At 35.9% G+C, this 14,827-nt stretch carries 18 protein-coding genes; 13 read left to right on the top strand and 5 right to left on the bottom strand.

Annotated features, from left to right (window positions below):
• Positions 1 to 364 precede the first annotated feature (364 nt).
• From ACQWU4_RS19150 to murB, 3 genes are read left to right on the top strand one after another with little or no spacing between them, the layout of a single operon-like run.
• Positions 365 to 1,570 carry a pyridoxal phosphate-dependent aminotransferase gene (locus ACQWU4_RS19150; RefSeq protein WP_429937342.1) on the top strand — a complete coding sequence of 402 codons (1,206 nt, stop codon included), beginning with the start codon at positions 365 to 367 and terminating at the stop codon, positions 1,568 to 1,570.
• 10 nt (positions 1,571 to 1,580) lie between these two features.
• Positions 1,581 to 2,069 carry a hypothetical protein gene (locus ACQWU4_RS19145; protein ID WP_429937341.1) on the top strand — a complete coding sequence of 163 codons (489 nt, stop codon included), beginning with the start codon at positions 1,581 to 1,583 and terminating at the stop codon, positions 2,067 to 2,069.
• Positions 2,070 to 2,073: 4 nt separating this feature from the next.
• The gene (gene murB, locus ACQWU4_RS19140) at positions 2,074 to 3,087 is read left to right on the top strand and encodes a UDP-N-acetylmuramate dehydrogenase (RefSeq protein WP_429937340.1); all 1,014 of its coding nucleotides are present in this window, start codon (positions 2,074 to 2,076) and stop codon (positions 3,085 to 3,087) included.
• A gap of 120 nt (positions 3,088 to 3,207) precedes the next feature.
• Here murB and ACQWU4_RS19135 read toward each other — a convergent pair whose 3' ends face one another.
• Positions 3,208 to 3,681, bottom strand: a complete 474-nt coding sequence (locus tag ACQWU4_RS19135; protein ID WP_429937339.1) for a hypothetical protein — start codon at positions 3,679 to 3,681, stop codon at positions 3,208 to 3,210.
• A 6-nt stretch (positions 3,682 to 3,687) separates the two neighbouring features.
• Positions 3,688 to 4,128 (bottom strand): type VI secretion system amidase effector protein Tae4, encoded by a 441-nt coding sequence (locus tag ACQWU4_RS19130; protein WP_429937375.1) that lies wholly within the window; start codon positions 4,126 to 4,128, stop codon positions 3,688 to 3,690.
• Positions 4,129 to 4,275: 147 nt separating this feature from the next.
• On the opposite strand from ACQWU4_RS19130, the gene proC reads away from it, so the two are divergent.
• The 3 genes from proC (at position 4,276) to ACQWU4_RS19115 (ending at position 6,124) form a co-directional block, all read left to right on the top strand.
• The gene (proC, locus tag ACQWU4_RS19125; protein WP_429937338.1) at positions 4,276 to 5,079 is read left to right on the top strand and encodes a pyrroline-5-carboxylate reductase; all 804 of its coding nucleotides are present in this window, start codon (positions 4,276 to 4,278) and stop codon (positions 5,077 to 5,079) included.
• Between the two features lie 80 nt (positions 5,080 to 5,159).
• Positions 5,160 to 5,672, top strand: a complete 513-nt coding sequence (locus ACQWU4_RS19120) for a hypothetical protein (protein ID WP_429937337.1) — start codon at positions 5,160 to 5,162, stop codon at positions 5,670 to 5,672.
• Between the two features lie 65 nt (positions 5,673 to 5,737).
• Complete coding sequence (locus tag ACQWU4_RS19115) at positions 5,738 to 6,124, top strand: hypothetical protein (RefSeq protein WP_429937336.1); 387 nt, start codon at positions 5,738 to 5,740, stop codon at positions 6,122 to 6,124.
• 35 nt (positions 6,125 to 6,159) lie between these two features.
• Here ACQWU4_RS19115 and ACQWU4_RS19110 read toward each other — a convergent pair whose 3' ends face one another.
• Positions 6,160 to 6,582, bottom strand: a complete 423-nt coding sequence (locus ACQWU4_RS19110) for a VanZ family protein (protein WP_429937335.1) — start codon at positions 6,580 to 6,582, stop codon at positions 6,160 to 6,162.
• A 55-nt stretch (positions 6,583 to 6,637) separates the two neighbouring features.
• On the opposite strand from ACQWU4_RS19110, the gene lnt reads away from it, so the two are divergent.
• The gene (lnt, locus tag ACQWU4_RS19105) at positions 6,638 to 8,272 is read left to right on the top strand and encodes an apolipoprotein N-acyltransferase (RefSeq protein WP_429937334.1); all 1,635 of its coding nucleotides are present in this window, start codon (positions 6,638 to 6,640) and stop codon (positions 8,270 to 8,272) included.
• A gap of 314 nt (positions 8,273 to 8,586) precedes the next feature.
• On the opposite strand, the gene ACQWU4_RS19100 is transcribed toward lnt, so the two are convergent.
• On the bottom strand, positions 8,587 to 10,299 hold the full coding sequence (locus ACQWU4_RS19100) for a T9SS type A sorting domain-containing protein (protein WP_429937333.1): 1,713 nt from the start codon (positions 10,297 to 10,299) through the stop codon (positions 8,587 to 8,589).
• A gap of 239 nt (positions 10,300 to 10,538) precedes the next feature.
• Between ACQWU4_RS19100 and rpmB the strand changes: the two genes are divergently transcribed.
• The 6 genes from rpmB (at position 10,539) to ACQWU4_RS19070 (ending at position 12,994) form a co-directional block, all read left to right on the top strand.
• Positions 10,539 to 10,781 carry a 50S ribosomal protein L28 gene (rpmB, locus tag ACQWU4_RS19095; RefSeq protein ID WP_002976757.1) on the top strand — a complete coding sequence of 81 codons (243 nt, stop codon included), beginning with the start codon at positions 10,539 to 10,541 and terminating at the stop codon, positions 10,779 to 10,781.
• 6 nt (positions 10,782 to 10,787) lie between these two features.
• Entirely contained in the window at positions 10,788 to 10,970 is a 183-nt protein-coding gene (gene rpmG, locus ACQWU4_RS19090) for a 50S ribosomal protein L33 (RefSeq protein WP_027379950.1), read from the top strand.
• Between the two features lie 19 nt (positions 10,971 to 10,989).
• Entirely contained in the window at positions 10,990 to 11,142 is a 153-nt protein-coding gene (locus ACQWU4_RS19085) for a DUF4295 domain-containing protein (RefSeq protein ID WP_002976755.1), read from the top strand.
• A 98-nt stretch (positions 11,143 to 11,240) separates the two neighbouring features.
• Positions 11,241 to 11,708, top strand: coding sequence for a RidA family protein (locus tag ACQWU4_RS19080; RefSeq protein WP_429937332.1), 468 nt, complete (start codon positions 11,241 to 11,243; stop codon positions 11,706 to 11,708).
• 9 nt (positions 11,709 to 11,717) lie between these two features.
• The gene (gene ftsY, locus ACQWU4_RS19075) at positions 11,718 to 12,671 is read left to right on the top strand and encodes a signal recognition particle-docking protein FtsY (protein ID WP_429937331.1); all 954 of its coding nucleotides are present in this window, start codon (positions 11,718 to 11,720) and stop codon (positions 12,669 to 12,671) included.
• Positions 12,672 to 12,739: 68 nt separating this feature from the next.
• Positions 12,740 to 12,994 carry a GlsB/YeaQ/YmgE family stress response membrane protein gene (locus tag ACQWU4_RS19070; protein ID WP_429937330.1) on the top strand — a complete coding sequence of 85 codons (255 nt, stop codon included), beginning with the start codon at positions 12,740 to 12,742 and terminating at the stop codon, positions 12,992 to 12,994.
• 72 nt (positions 12,995 to 13,066) lie between these two features.
• Here ACQWU4_RS19070 and sppA read toward each other — a convergent pair whose 3' ends face one another.
• Positions 13,067 to 14,821, bottom strand: coding sequence for a signal peptide peptidase SppA (gene sppA / locus ACQWU4_RS19065; protein WP_429937329.1), 1,755 nt, complete (start codon positions 14,819 to 14,821; stop codon positions 13,067 to 13,069).
• Positions 14,822 to 14,827: the final 6 nt, after the last annotated feature.

The raw sequence follows: 14,827 nt of genomic DNA, 5'->3' as shown, positions 1-14,827 counted from the left end.
TTTTATTAGCGCCGAAATTTAATAAAAAAATCAATACAACATATATATTTTTATTAAATAATCAAACATTTGCTAATAAATTTAAATTATCAATATTAAAAATCTTACAAGGAAAGATTAAATTATTTATTGACCAAATGTTTTATTCACATTTTAATATATTATTTTAACAATTTTAATCATTTTGACATAAAATTTAGTCTCAAATGTAAATAGAAAGGGTTGCAGCTGCAATCAAAAAACAAACAACAACACTTTTTAATTCACTGATTATCAATATAATTAAAAAGTATTCAAAATGAACAACCCGTTATTTTATTATTGAGAAATTAAATCTTATTTTTGCCATACAAATTTTTGAACAATGCCGAATATTTCAAACAGAGCACAGCACATGCCCGCATCACCGGTAAGAAAGCTGGTTCCTTATGCTTTAAAAGCAAAACAGCAGGGAATAAAAGTATATCACCTTAATATCGGACAGCCTGATATTGAAACACCGGAAACCGCTTTAAATGCTTTAAAGAATATTGACCTTAAAGTATTGGAGTATGCGCTTTCTGAAGGTAATATAGAATACAGAAAAGCTCTTACGGAGTATTATCACACACTAGGCTTTTCAGATCTTACCCCTGATAATTTCATTGTTACCAACGGAGGTTCCGAAGCATTAAACTTTGCCATTTCCACTTTATGTGATGACGGTGACGAAGTGATTATTCCTGAGCCTTACTATGCCAATTATAATGGTTTCACCAGTGCATTCAACGTTAATGTTGTAGCAGTTCCATCCACTATTGATACAGGTTTCGCCCTTCCTCCGATTGAAGAATTTGAGAAAAAAATCACAGAAAAAACAAGAGCAATTGTTATCTGTAACCCTGGAAATCCTACAGGATACCTTTACACCCGTGAAGAACTTCAGAAACTGGCAGAAATTGCTTTAAAATATGACATTGTTGTTATCTCGGACGAAGTTTACAGAGAATATGTTTACGATGGAAAGCAACAGGTATCTATGCTGGATTTCCCTGAACTTAGTGACAACTGTATCATTATAGATTCAGAATCCAAGCGTTATTCCATGTGTGGAGTAAGAATAGGATGTATGGTAACACGCTCCAAAAAGATCCATGACGCAGCTATGCTTTTTGCACAGGCAAGACTTAGCCCTGTTCTTTTAGGCCAGATTGCAGCAGCTGCAGCACACCAGAATGACGGAGCTTATATCAGATCGGTAAGAGAAGAATATACACACAGAAGAAATATACTTGTAGATCTTCTTAACGCTATTCCGGGTGTTATCTGCCCTAAGCCCAGAGGAGCTTTCTACTGTGTAGCAGAACTTCCGGTAGATGATACTGAAAAATTCGCACAGTGGCTTTTAGAAAAATACTCTCTTAATAAGGAAACCATTATGGTAGCTCCTGCCGGAGGTTTCTACAGCGATCCTGAATTGGGGAAAAAGCAGGTAAGAATCGCTTACGTTTTGAAAGAGGAAGATCTTAAAAGAAGTGCTGAAATTCTTAAAGATGCTCTAAAGAAATACAGAGAAGAATTCAGTCTCTAAAATATAACTTATGATGCCGGCAATAAAAAATACTTATCTGAAACTTCTGTTTTCAATGTTTTTGCTGCCGGCATTTTTTTCCTGCGACAAAAAGAAAGAACAGTCTTCTGACAGTCATCAAAATCCGAATGAAATAACCTCTATCAGCTTATCCAATATCGGCGGCGATCAGGGAGATTACAAAATCATCAAAGTCACAAAAGATTCCATCCATGCCGAACAGGGCATTACAGCCCGCCAGGTCCATAAAGAATGGGATTCAGCTATCAGCATACAGACCTGGAATAATCTTATATCATCCATCAATATCAAAGATCTGGATGTGATACAAAGCTCTCCAAGCAAACAGTCTGTAGATGGTATTGATGAAACTTTTCAGATCAGGACCCCTAAAAAGTCGCATATTTATGTCAATTCTTATGCAGACACCCTGCATTACAGACAGCTGAAACAGTTTAAAGAACAACTTTACATCATTCTTCCCACAGAATATCAATAAAAACATGCAAGAAAATTTTTCCTTAAAGCCTTACAATACATTTGGCGTTGATGCTAAAGCAAAATATTTTATTGAAGTACAGTCCCTTGAACAGCTTAGGGATTCAATCAATTACGCCAAAGATCACAATCTTCAGATTTTGTTTTTAGGCGGCGGAAGCAATATCCTGCTGACAAAAGATTTTGACGGCCTTGCGATTAAACTGAATTTAAAAGGCATTTCCGAAGAAAACCTTAATGAAAATGAAGCTGCAGTAACGGCAAAATCCGGAGAAAACTGGCATGAATTTGTAATGTACACTCTTGAAAAAAACTACGGCGGCCTTGAAAATCTTTCACTGATTCCGGGAAATGTAGGTACTTCACCGATGCAGAATATTGGTGCTTACGGAACTGAAATAAAAGATGTTTTTGTAAGCTGTACCGTTCTGGATCTTGAAACGCTTGAACTAAAAACATTTAATCTTGATGAATGCCGTTTCGGTTACAGGGACTCTATTTTTAAGCAGGAAGGAAAGGGAAAATATGTGATTTTGGAAGTCAGTTTTAAATTAACAAAGAAAGATCATCATATTAAAACAGAATACGGAGCGATAAAAACAGAGCTGGAAAACCTGGGAATTACTTCTCCAACCATTCAGGATGTTTCAAAAGCAGTCATCAATATCCGACAGAGCAAACTGCCGGATCCGAAAGAGATGGGAAATGCCGGAAGCTTTTTTAAAAACCCCACTATTCCTTTAATTCAATTTGAAGATCTGAAACAGAGGTTTGAAAACATTCAGGGTTATCCTAACGATGATGTGGTAAAAGTACCTGCAGGATGGCTGATCGAGCAGTGCGGATGGAAAGGAAAACAGATTGGAAACGTTGCCTCACATAAACTTCAGGCGTTAGTCATAGTGAATGCAACCGGAAATGCAACCGGAAAAGAAATTTTTGATTTTTCTACCGGAATTATCGATTCTGTAAAAGAAAAGTTCGGGATAGAGCTTGAGCGGGAGGTGAATATTTTATAATAAATATATTATAAAGTCTCCACTACTTTAAATCATAAAGAAAAATGATTTCTTCTTTTCGGACTAGGCATTAAGCAATAAACTTGCCCTATGGAAGAATTAGGTAACTGAATGTAATTTTTAATCATGGGCAAACCCCCAAAAAATTTTCTCATCAGCCCCACTATCCGCACAGGTGAAGGAATTAGCTAATGTTTTCGGAGTAATAACGATACTGCCTTTTTTAAATAATAACCCCTGTAATCCTTTCCCGCAAATCCTACCGGGCCTTTTATCTATATTCCCCAGAATTACCAAAGTATGATCCACTCCTGCATCCGGGTAGGAAAAATTTTCAACTTTATTCCCAGTCCACCTGAGAAAATAGCATGGAGGGGAAATTTTTATATTTCCTGATCCGGATACTTTTGAATTAATCCTTAACTCTGCTTTTCCATTATTATTTATTAATTCTAATAATACTCCGTCAATCAATGTAGTATCAGTAACTATCACAGCATTATTTTCAGTAATTGACTGACTTAAATTCTCTTTATCTTTTTTGCATGAAAGAACGAGAAATAAAATTGACACTACAAATAATATATTTTTCATAATCATTTAAATTAACGGCCAAAACCAGATCTCCGTACCCCTGGCTAGATAATCGTAAGCATCACCACCTTTCAGTTCTATACCATTCCACACATCAATGTGATCGGTAGCACCCCATCCATCTTTAATGAAGATAATTCCTTTTGCGTTTCTAAAGCTTTTATGACTCATCGTTGGATATTTTTTCCTTTCCAACAGCAGCCGGTTTCCAAAAATTTCAGAATGTTTATTAATCCAGTTGGCAAGCTCTTGTGCCCTCAAAATATGCTTGAAGCCGTCTTCATGTCTTTCCCAACATTTCACACCGCCAAACGACACCAAATCTACTCCTGATTTTTCAAGGGCTAAACTCATACGAATTGCACATTGATTAGCATGCTTCGATCTGTCACAAGGAAAAACCCCGTTACCCGGGTGATTTTTCCATAAAATATCAAACCTTACCATATCAAAATAGTTTTTCTCTAAATTAGTAAATATTACATTATTCACAAATACGGGAATGCTTTTTTTAATATATTCAAATATAAAAATTACCAGACCACACCCGGGAAAGATAAAAACATTATTTTAGCTGAAAAAAGAACACATAACATGAAAATCACTATCCTCGGAGCCGGCAATATGGGCCTGTCCTTTTCAAAATCATTTCTAAAATATGAACTGATCAAACCGGAAAACCTCCACCTGATCACCCGGAATGAATCCAAAATTTCCAAAATAGCAGAAGAATTTCCAAAATCTGAAATTTCCACTTTTGAAGAAACGAAAGAACTGGATGCCGATCTTATTATCGTTGCTGTAAAACCTCAGGATTTTCAGCATGTTGCCCAGAATTTACAGTTTACATTAAAAGAAAACCAGATGGTACTTTCCATTATGGCCGGAATTAAGATTGAAAAAATTCAGAAATTATTAAACCACCCTCTTGTTGTAAGAGCGATGCCTAACTCTCCTACTCTTTTAGGAATGGGAATTACAGGTTATACCGCAGCAGATGGTATTTCTTTCAGCCAGCTCATTAATATTGAGAGATTGCTTAACAGCACCGGAAGGTCGGTATATCTGGAAAATGAAGATCTTCTGGATGGTGTTACGGCACTTTCAGGAAGCGGACCTGCATATTTCTATTATATTATTGACGCCATGATAAAAGCTGGTATGGAAATGGGTATAGAGGAGAATCTTTCTAAACTTTTTGTGAAGCAAACCATGTTGGGCGCCTATCACCTGATCAACAATTCTGAGAAAAATCTTGAAGAACTCATTAAAGATGTTGCCTCCAAAGGCGGAACCACTGAAGCTGCTTTAAAAACTTTTGAAGACAGCAGTTTAAAAGAAATTTTACAAAACGGAATTTTAAATGCAGAAAAGCGCGCTAAAGAATTAAACGGCTAAATCAGAAACTATGTATTAAATAGCAATAAAAATATTTTGATATATTATTTTTATAAATTTACTTCCCTAAAAACACACAAATGAAATTAAAATTTTTACTTCTTGCCATAGTAATGGTATTCTTTAGTTGTAGTACCGTAAAAATGAACAGCAATGTTTCTTCTGACTTCAAAGATGGAAAACTAGATAAATTACTCGTAATTTTTAATGGTGGAAAATCAAAAAAAATTGAAGACACTTTTATTTCAGCAATTAGCTCAGAACTAAACAAAAGATCAGTTGGAAATGAATCGTTAGCTGTCAGACCCGCAATGCTCAATTATGATACCATCATAAAAGAAACTGAGGAAAAATACAACCCGAACTACATCATGAACATCAATTATATCCAGATTGTTACATGGACCGACGGAACAGCACATGCAAGCTATGCTGTAACAATTACTGATAAAAAGAATAATTATGTAGTTTATAGTGCAGGGGCAACACTTGGAATCAATATGCTCACAGAAAGAAGTGGTGGAGAAAAGCTGGCTATTAAAATAATCAATGATTTAGAAAAAAATAACCTAATTCCAGCAATACAAAAATGATTCTAAAAAATTTATTCTTCGCTTTTGGTATATTAATTTTGACAGGCAGCTGCTCTACAAACAATATGTCTCGCGCTGTTGCTGACACGTCTTTTAATGCAAAAAACTTTGATAACGTTTTAATTATCTATCACAACCTTTCATTACCGGAAAAAACGGTTAATGAATTGAAGCAGGAACTGGACAATACCTTTAAAAAGCATAATATTAATTCTTCCGGTGTTATATATTCCGTTATGGATAAGGAAAGAGAGTATTTACTTGCAAAAACCTTAACCACTTTTCACTCAGATTATATATTAGAAATAAAACATTATTCTGCTTCTTATTTTCAGTGGAGTTTACTGGATGCAAACACCAAAAAAGAAATATGGAAGACTTTCACCAGTAATATTACTGACGTGGATAAGATAAACAAAACTTTTGAAAAAGAATATTTTGGAAAAAAATAAACTTTACTGAAATAGACTTAAAAATTATAAAAAAATTACATAACCAGACCGGGAAACTTATTTTCAATAAATTTTCGCAGCAGCCAGCCCAGATAAACACCGAAAGTATTAAGAATAATATCATCTACCTCGAAGATTCCCATCCTGGTAAAATACTGGAGTGCTTCAATAATAACAATAGAGGAAACAAAAGTATATATCAGCATTTTCAGATTCTTAAGCTGAGGAAAAAGCCAGCCCAGAAACCCAAAAGGTGTGAACATAATAATATTGCCCAAAACAATAATTACAATGTATCTCCATTCAATAGCATTGTGGATAAACTCTATAGTAGAGAAAACAGGCTCTACAGTGATCTGGTTATCTTCATACTGAAACCTGCCCATTCCCCAGAACATGAGGTAGAGTAAAAACAGCGTATACGGAATGATAATAATTTTATAAAATTTCTTTAACATCAGGTGCAAATTTATTCATTTCAAAAACATTAAATTTGTGTGTTAAATTAATTTAATGAAATACGTCTTACTTACGCTCATTTCAGCAATGCTGCTGTCTGTTTCGTGGCCTACCTACGGTGTTCCGTTCTTTATATTTTTTGCCCTTGTTCCTCTTTTGATGATGGAACACGGAATCTCAAAATTTTCATCCTACAAAAGAAAAAGCTGGATGGTCTTCGGACTCTCCTATCTTTGTTTTGTCGTTTGGAATATCGTAACAACAGGGTGGCTGTACGGTTCTAAAAACCCGGACGGAAGTCACTCCATGATGGCGGTGGTATTTCCTGTGCTTGTAAATTCTTTTTTATATTCACTTGTTTTCCAGTGCTATCATTGGTATAAAAACGCACAGGGAACCTACTGGGGACTAGGATTCCTGATCGCTATATGGATGAGTTTTGAAAAATTCCACCTTAATTGGGAGCTCACATGGCCATGGCTGAATTTGGGAAATGTGTTTTCAGAATACCCAAAGCTGGTACAATGGTATGACACACTGGGAGCAACCGGCGGAAGTTTCTGGATTCTGGTAATTAATGTTTTAATTTTCTATACTTTAAGAACCTGGGAGGCAGGACGGAAAAGAAAAGATCTGATCAGAAACACTTCAATTGTTGCTGCTTTAATTGTTCTTCCTATGATTATTTCATTGGTTAAATACAATAACTTCAATGAAAAGCCTTCCGGTCAGGTAAACGTTCTGATGCTACAACCTGATCTTGATCCTTACGCTGAAAAATATTCAAAGGATAGTCTTACAATCGAAAATGATCTTTTAACCTTAGCCGAAAGTAATTCAAAAGGAAAAATAGATTATTATATCGCTCCGGAAACTGCTCTTCCGGGAAGAGGATCCATTTCCGAAACGGCTTTTGATAAGAGTTTACTTTTAAACAATGTCAAAGGATTTTTATCGAAGCATCCGGGATCCGTTTTTGCAACAGGAATTTCTTCTCACCGTTTTTATAAAAATCAGGAAAATATTCCGGAAGAGGCTTATCAGCTCAATCCTGAACTTTGGGTAGAAAGTTACAATACAGCTATCCAGATCGACCCACAACAGAAAATCCAGGTGTATCACAAAGGAAAACTTGTTCCGGGAGTTGAGATATTTCCGTATATGAATGTTCTGAAACCTCTTTTAGGGGACGCTATGCTTAATCTGGGCGGAACCGTCGCTTCTCTGGGAATAGACAAGGAAAGAAAATCTTTTGCAAATCCTTACAACAAAGGCAGAATGGCCCCGATCATCTGCTATGAAAGCATCTATGGCGAGTTTACAACAGATTACGTTAAAAAAGGAGCCAATTTTCTCGGCATTATGACCAACGACTCGTGGTGGGGCGTTACAGAAGGACACAAACAGCTTTTATCTTATGCCAGGCTGAGAGCCATAGAAACCAGAAGAGAAATTGCACGTGCTGCCAACAGCGGTATATCTGCTCATATCAATGCAAAAGGAGAAGTAGTTGCTGATACTTTCTATGGCGATAAAACAACATTATTTGCCAAAGTGAATCTTTACGAAACGATGACTTTCTATACAAGAGCCGGAGACCTGTTGTCAAGATTTTCTATTTTCGCTTTAGGCTTTTTGCTGTTCTATTTCCTGATTGAAAAGTTTAGAAGCAAAACTAAGAAAGCATAATTTTAAACTCAAAAAACACTAATGATTTACACAAATAAGCACAATTATCTGTGAAAATTCGTACAATCTGTGATTAATAAATTTTGACTACAAAAGTCACAAAAGACAAACATTGAAGTTTTTTTATTCATTACATTATTAATAGTGTATCTGACCACTACTATTCAAACAGTGAGAATTCCCCTCCTCCAGAGGGGTGGCAAATCGAAGATTTGACGAGGTGGTTCAAAAATTACCTTAATATATATCAAAGTAAAAAAAATAGAAAAGCCAGCTGGACGACTGGCTTTTCTTACTAATAGAACTCTTCAGTTTTATTTAATCATAAGTTTTTGAGTGGTTATTTCGTTTTTAATTTTCAGTTTTAATAAATAAACTCCTTTCGGAAGATGGGATACACTGACCGACTGGTCATTATTTAAAACAATATTCTGTTTTCGTCCATCTATAGAATACATTTCAATATCAGAAACTTTTTCCCCTTTGATAAATACTTTCTCCGATGCCGGATTAGGGTAGATTGAAACCTTTCCGTTTACAGCCACATCACGTGTTCCTAAAGTGTTCTGTACCGAGGCATCTGAAAAAGTTTTTGAAGCATCTATTGACCTTACACTCCAGTATACATTCTGGACTGAAGGATCAAGATCCAGGAACCAGGATGGTGTTGTTACCACATATTTTGCAATATTTCCTGCTCCGGGTGCAGACCCTACTTTAATTTCGTAACGAAGTGCATTAGCAGGTGTCTTATCATCCGATGCACCGCTCCACGAGAAATTAAAACGGTTTCCGTTTTTTGTTAAATTAAGGACTGCAGGAGGTGCAGGTTTCAGATTAACTTCAGAAGAAGTATTTTTGAAAATTTTGGTAAGTGAAGGCATGCCCGGATCTGCCCAATCAAATCCGGCCAGCAAAATATCCAGACGGTTGTCATTGTCAAAGTCAAGTAAATTCACAAAACCCGGACCTCCTAAAATATGCAGACCTGTAGGTATGTTTTCAGTAAAATTTTGAGTTGAAGGATTGTATAAAAAAGTCTTTACTACAGCATCATTGTTGTCATCATTCCCAGAAACAATAAAATCATAGTATCCGTCATTATTCAGATCACCTGCAGCTACAGATGAGTCTGCAATTTCAGGAATATTAAATCTTTGTTCTGCCAGGTTTCCTGTCCCGTCATTCATCAGAACCGCCAGATAACCATTATAATTATTATCCTGTCCGGAGATTACAATATCCTGATAACCGTCTGCATTGAAATCTGCAAAATCCATTTTGCCACCTGACAGCGCAGTAAGATCCTGAGACAGAGTCAATATTCCAGCCTGATTCATATAAACTTTGCAAACCGGATTATCTCCCTGTTCCGTCCCTAAAATAACGAGGTCAAGAAGATTGTCATTATTAAGATCAACAAATTTGAAGCTTCCGTTCTGTGTTCCGGGCTGCCAGGCTTTAAAGATCTCAAAATCAGTCCCGGTATTCCTGTAAAAATCCAGATTATTCAGAAATCCCGCTCCTTCTACATATTGTGTTCCGTTGACTGCATAATCTGTTTTACCGTCATTATTAAAATCAAAAGCTTCTAAAGATCCATAAACCTTTCCGGCAAGATCAGCTTCCTTCACAAAACCTGCTCCTGAATTCCGGAATCTGTAATGTTTATAATTGACCACATCATTGTAACTCAATCCTGTCGAAATAATATCCAGAAGACCATCATTATTAAAATCCATGAATTTAATATCCCCTAAATGAGTTGCATCCGTTCCAAGACTGGCATGAGGCACCAGTGAAGTTCCATTATTTTTGTATACTTCGTTAAAAGAGGTGTCAACATTTCCATCACCATCACTATCAATCGCTCCGTTGATCACTATATCCTGCTTTCCATCACTATCCATATCGGCTGCATCTGCTGATCCGTAGTAAAAATTCTTCATACCGGTCTGGATTTCAGCATAGTCCTGTGCCCAAAGCCCAACAGGAAGCATAGATAAAAGAATAAAAATCCTCTTCATTTTATTTTTATTTAGATTAATTAAAAACAAAGATAAAATATTCAGATTTGCTTTTACAGTAAAGCTTATATGAAATATATCAGTCACTTGGCTCAGCCTATCTCAGGATTTCTTTTATTTTAAAATCATGATTATTAATGAGTCTGTTATTTGTAAATATTTTCCAAAAGATTTGTCTATCTAAAAAATTCTTCGTTATTTTGCACTCTCAAATATTATACAAATAAGAACATCGAGATATGTCAAGAATTTGCCAAATAACAGGAAAGCGTGCAATGGTTGGTAACAACGTTTCTCACGCTAATAACAAAACGAAGCGTCGTTTTGAAATTAACTTATTAGAGAAGAAATTTTACCTTCCGGAGCAAGATAAGCACGTAACACTGAAAGTATCAGCTCATGGATTGAGAGTGATTAACAAGATTGGAATCGAGGAAGCTATTGAAAGAGCTACTAGAAACGGATTGATTAAAAAGAATTAATAAATCATGGCAAAAAAAGGAAACAGAGTTCAAGTAATCCTTGAATGTACAGAGCACAAAGAGAGCGGTATGCCGGGAATGTCAAGATACATTTCTACTAAAAATAAAAAGAACACTACTGAAAGATTGGAATTGAAAAAATACAATCCGGTTCTTAAGAAAGTTACAGTTCACAAAGAAATCAAGTAATTTATAAATATATTTTACCATGGCAAAGAAAGTAGTAGCAACCCTACAAAGCGGTCAGTCAAAAAAAATGACTAAAGTTGTGAAAATGGTTAAGTCATCTAAGTCAGGTGCTTACGTTTTCGAAGAAAAAGTAATGAATGCAGACGAAGTAGACGGTTATTTGAAGAAATAATCTCCACTTTATTTACAATATAAAAAACTACTCAGATTTTGGGTAGTTTTTTTGTTATCTTTGTTCACCAGATTATTAATCAACTAAATATACATCATATGAAAAAGATTCTTATTCTGGTTTTCACAGAAATTTTTCTATTTTCATTCGGTCAGAAAAAAATGAGCAATGTAGAATATAAAAGCTCCGCAGAAGTTTTTACCATTAAAGGTCTTTCACAATCGACAAGTATCGACTGTGGAAGTTCTAAAATGATCCTTCTCTCCGGACAGGTTCCACTGGATACTGCAGGTAACCTTGTAGGAAATACTGTTGAACAGCAAACCCAGCAGGTTTTTAAAAATATTGAATACATCCTGAAAGAATATGGAGCTACAGGAAAAGATATTGTAAAGCTGGGAATCTTTATCACTGATATTTCCAAAACGCCAGACTTTAGAAAAATCCGTGATTTATATATCAACCTTCAAAACCCTCCCGTGAGTACCTTGGTGGAAGTAAGCCGTCTTTTCAGAGATGATGTTCTTATAGAGGTAGAAGCTACGGCAGTTATAAAAAACAAATAAGAATGAACTATGAGTTGGTTTAAAAATATTTTCAAAAAAGAAGAAAAGGAAACTTTAGACAAAGGCCTGGAAAAATCCAGCCAAGGTTTCTTTGAAAAAATGACGAAGGCCGTAGTCGGTAAAAGCAAAGTAGATGATGAAGTCCTGGATGATCTTGAAGAAATACTGATTGCATCTGACGTAGGAGCTTCCACAACCATCAAGATCATAGAAAGAATTGAAGAACGCGTTGCCCGTGATAAATATGTAAATGTAAGCGAGCTTGACAATATTCTCCGCGAAGAAATCTCCGGATTACTTCTTGAAAATCCTCATGCAGGAACAGGAAATATTGACACCTCGAAAAAGCCTTATGTAATAATGGTTGTTGGTGTAAATGGTGTCGGAAAAACCACTACAATCGGGAAATTAGCTCATCAGTTTAAATCGGAAGGAAAAAAGGTTGTTCTTGGAGCAGCAGACACCTTCAGAGCTGCAGCAGTAGATCAGCTTACCATATGGAGTGAGAGAGTTGGAGTTCCTATCGTCAAACAGGATATGGGCTCAGATCCGGCTTCTGTTGCTTTTGATACCGTACAGAGTGCTGTGGCACAAGGTGCAGATGTGGTAATTATAGATACTGCAGGAAGGCTTCACAATAAAATCAATCTGATGAATGAGCTTTCCAAGATCAAAAGGGTAATGCAGAAAGTAATTCCTGATGCTCCCCATGAGATCCTTCTGGTTCTTGACGGGTCTACAGGACAGAATGCATTTGAGCAGGCAAAACAGTTTACAGCAGCCACGGAAGTGAATGCTCTGGCAGTAACAAAACTTGACGGAACGGCTAAAGGCGGTGTTGTCATCGGTATATCAGATCAGTTCCAGATTCCGGTAAAATACATAGGAGTAGGTGAAAAAATGCAGGACCTTCAATTGTTTAATGGTACAGAATTTGTAGATTCTTTTTTCAAGAAAAGATGATTTTTATCATATTTATCTTTAAATTAGTACAACAAATTTTATACAAATAACAAAAAAAATTTAGGACTATGGGAATTTTAACTTGGATCATATTTGGTCTTATCGCAGGTGCAATTGCAAAACTTATTATGCCGGGAACACAGGGCGGCGGTTGGCTGATGACAATTATCTTAGGTATTGTCGGAGCTTTTGTTGGCGGATTTGTAGGTAGCCTTATCGGCTGGGGTTCGGTTAACAGTTTTGATTTTAAAAGCATGTTATTAGCTGTAGGAGGAGCTCTAATCGTTCTCTGGATCTACGGAATGGCTACGAAAAAAGGCTAAATAAGCCAGATAAAAAATAAAATCCCGGAACTGAAATTCAGCTCCGGGATTTTTTGTACAATATAATTTAGTTTAGTTGATTTTAATCTGGTATGGCATTTCCATTTTTACTTCAGACTGCAGCTTCTGATCTGTAATCTGCTGAAGGATTTCATAATTTGCCTTTCCTATCTTGTTTTTAATAATTCTTGCAGAAACATCTTCTTCGTTCAGATCTTTGAAAACCTGCTCAAACGGAGTCATTCTTTTAGGATAAGAAGACACGTGATAAGATTTTAATCCTGCTTTCTGTGCTGCAAATTTCACAGCGTCGTTTAATGTTCCCAATTCATCTACAAGACCAATTTCTTTAGCACGTACACCGCTCCATACTCTTCCCCCTCCTACACTGTCGATCTGCTCGAAAGTCTGTTTCCTGTTCTGAGTAACGAAATGCACAAATCTCTTATAAGTTCCTTCCACACTTCTTGTAATCAGGCTTACTCCATAAGGCGTAACCCCATTCAAAGCTGAATAATACTGGGAATTGGCATTCGTTGCGACAATATCTGAACGGATCCCGTTCTTATTAGCAATATCCTTATAATAAGGTATCACTCCGAAAACTCCGATAGAACCTGTCAGTGTATTAGGCTCAGAATAAATTTTATCAGCTGCCATTGCAATGTAATATCCTCCGGAAGCTGCATAATCTCCAAAAGATACTACTAAAGGCTTTTTCTTTTTCAACTGCTGTAATTCAAATAAAATCTGATCTGAAGCATTGGCACTTCCCCCAGGAGAATTGATTCTGAAAACAACAGCCTTTACTTTATCATCATTCTGAAGATCTTTGATATATTTCACATATTTTTCAGAATAGATCTCATTGTAACCGTCACCATTGTTAATTCCTCCGGAAGCATACAATACAGCTACTTTCTCCCCGGATTTATCTTCGCCCGCATAAGAACTGATATAACCAGCTAACGATACCTTATTCAATTTTTCTTTCTCTTTAAGACTAAGCTTGCTTTTTATCATCTGATCATATTCTGTTTTCTGAATCAGTTTGTCGGCAAGTTTATATTTTAAGCTTAATTCTGGAATCATTCCATATAAGCTGTCCACAACCGTTCTGAACTGAGCAGTATCAATCTTTCTTGAAACAGCCATTTTGGTTGAACTTCTTTTCCAGATATCATTTAAAAGTGTACTCAATTGTTCTTTATTCTCAGGAGAAATATCATTTCTTAAAAAAGGTTCAACCGCTGATTTAAATTTGCCATGTCTTATAACTTCTATACCGATACCATATTTGTCAGCAAAATCTTTAAAGAATGTAACCTCAGTAGCCAACCCTTTCAATTCTATCATTCCTGACGGATTAAGATAATATTGATCCGCAACAGATCCTAAGTAATAAGAAGCCTGTGAAACTGCATTCCCGTAAGCATATACAAATTTTCCACTCTTTTTAAAGTCCTCAACAGCACTTCTGATATCATCTATCTGTGTCATTCCTGCATGCAGATCATCAGCTTCAATACTTATACCTTTAATGTTATCATCGTCTTTAGCTTTCTTAATGGCCTCCAACACATCATACAGCATAACGCTCTTGTTTTTTTCACTGATATTGAACAACCCCACTTCTTCTTCAGTAGGACTATCTATTATGTTAGTTTTTAAATTAATCGTAAGAACAGAATTGTTTTTCACTACAACAGATTTGTCGTTCCCCATGGAACTGAACACTAGCATCATAATGAAAAAGACGAAAAATAAGGCACATAATAGGACAATTGCCACTATATTTGCCAAGACGTTTTTAAAGAAACTTCTCATAAATTC

This window comes from Chryseobacterium sp. MIQD13 (genome assembly GCF_050496705.1).
In the GTDB taxonomy this organism is placed as follows: Bacteria; Bacteroidota; Bacteroidia; order Flavobacteriales; family Weeksellaceae; genus Chryseobacterium.
This window is presented reverse-complemented; position numbering and strand designations above follow the sequence as displayed.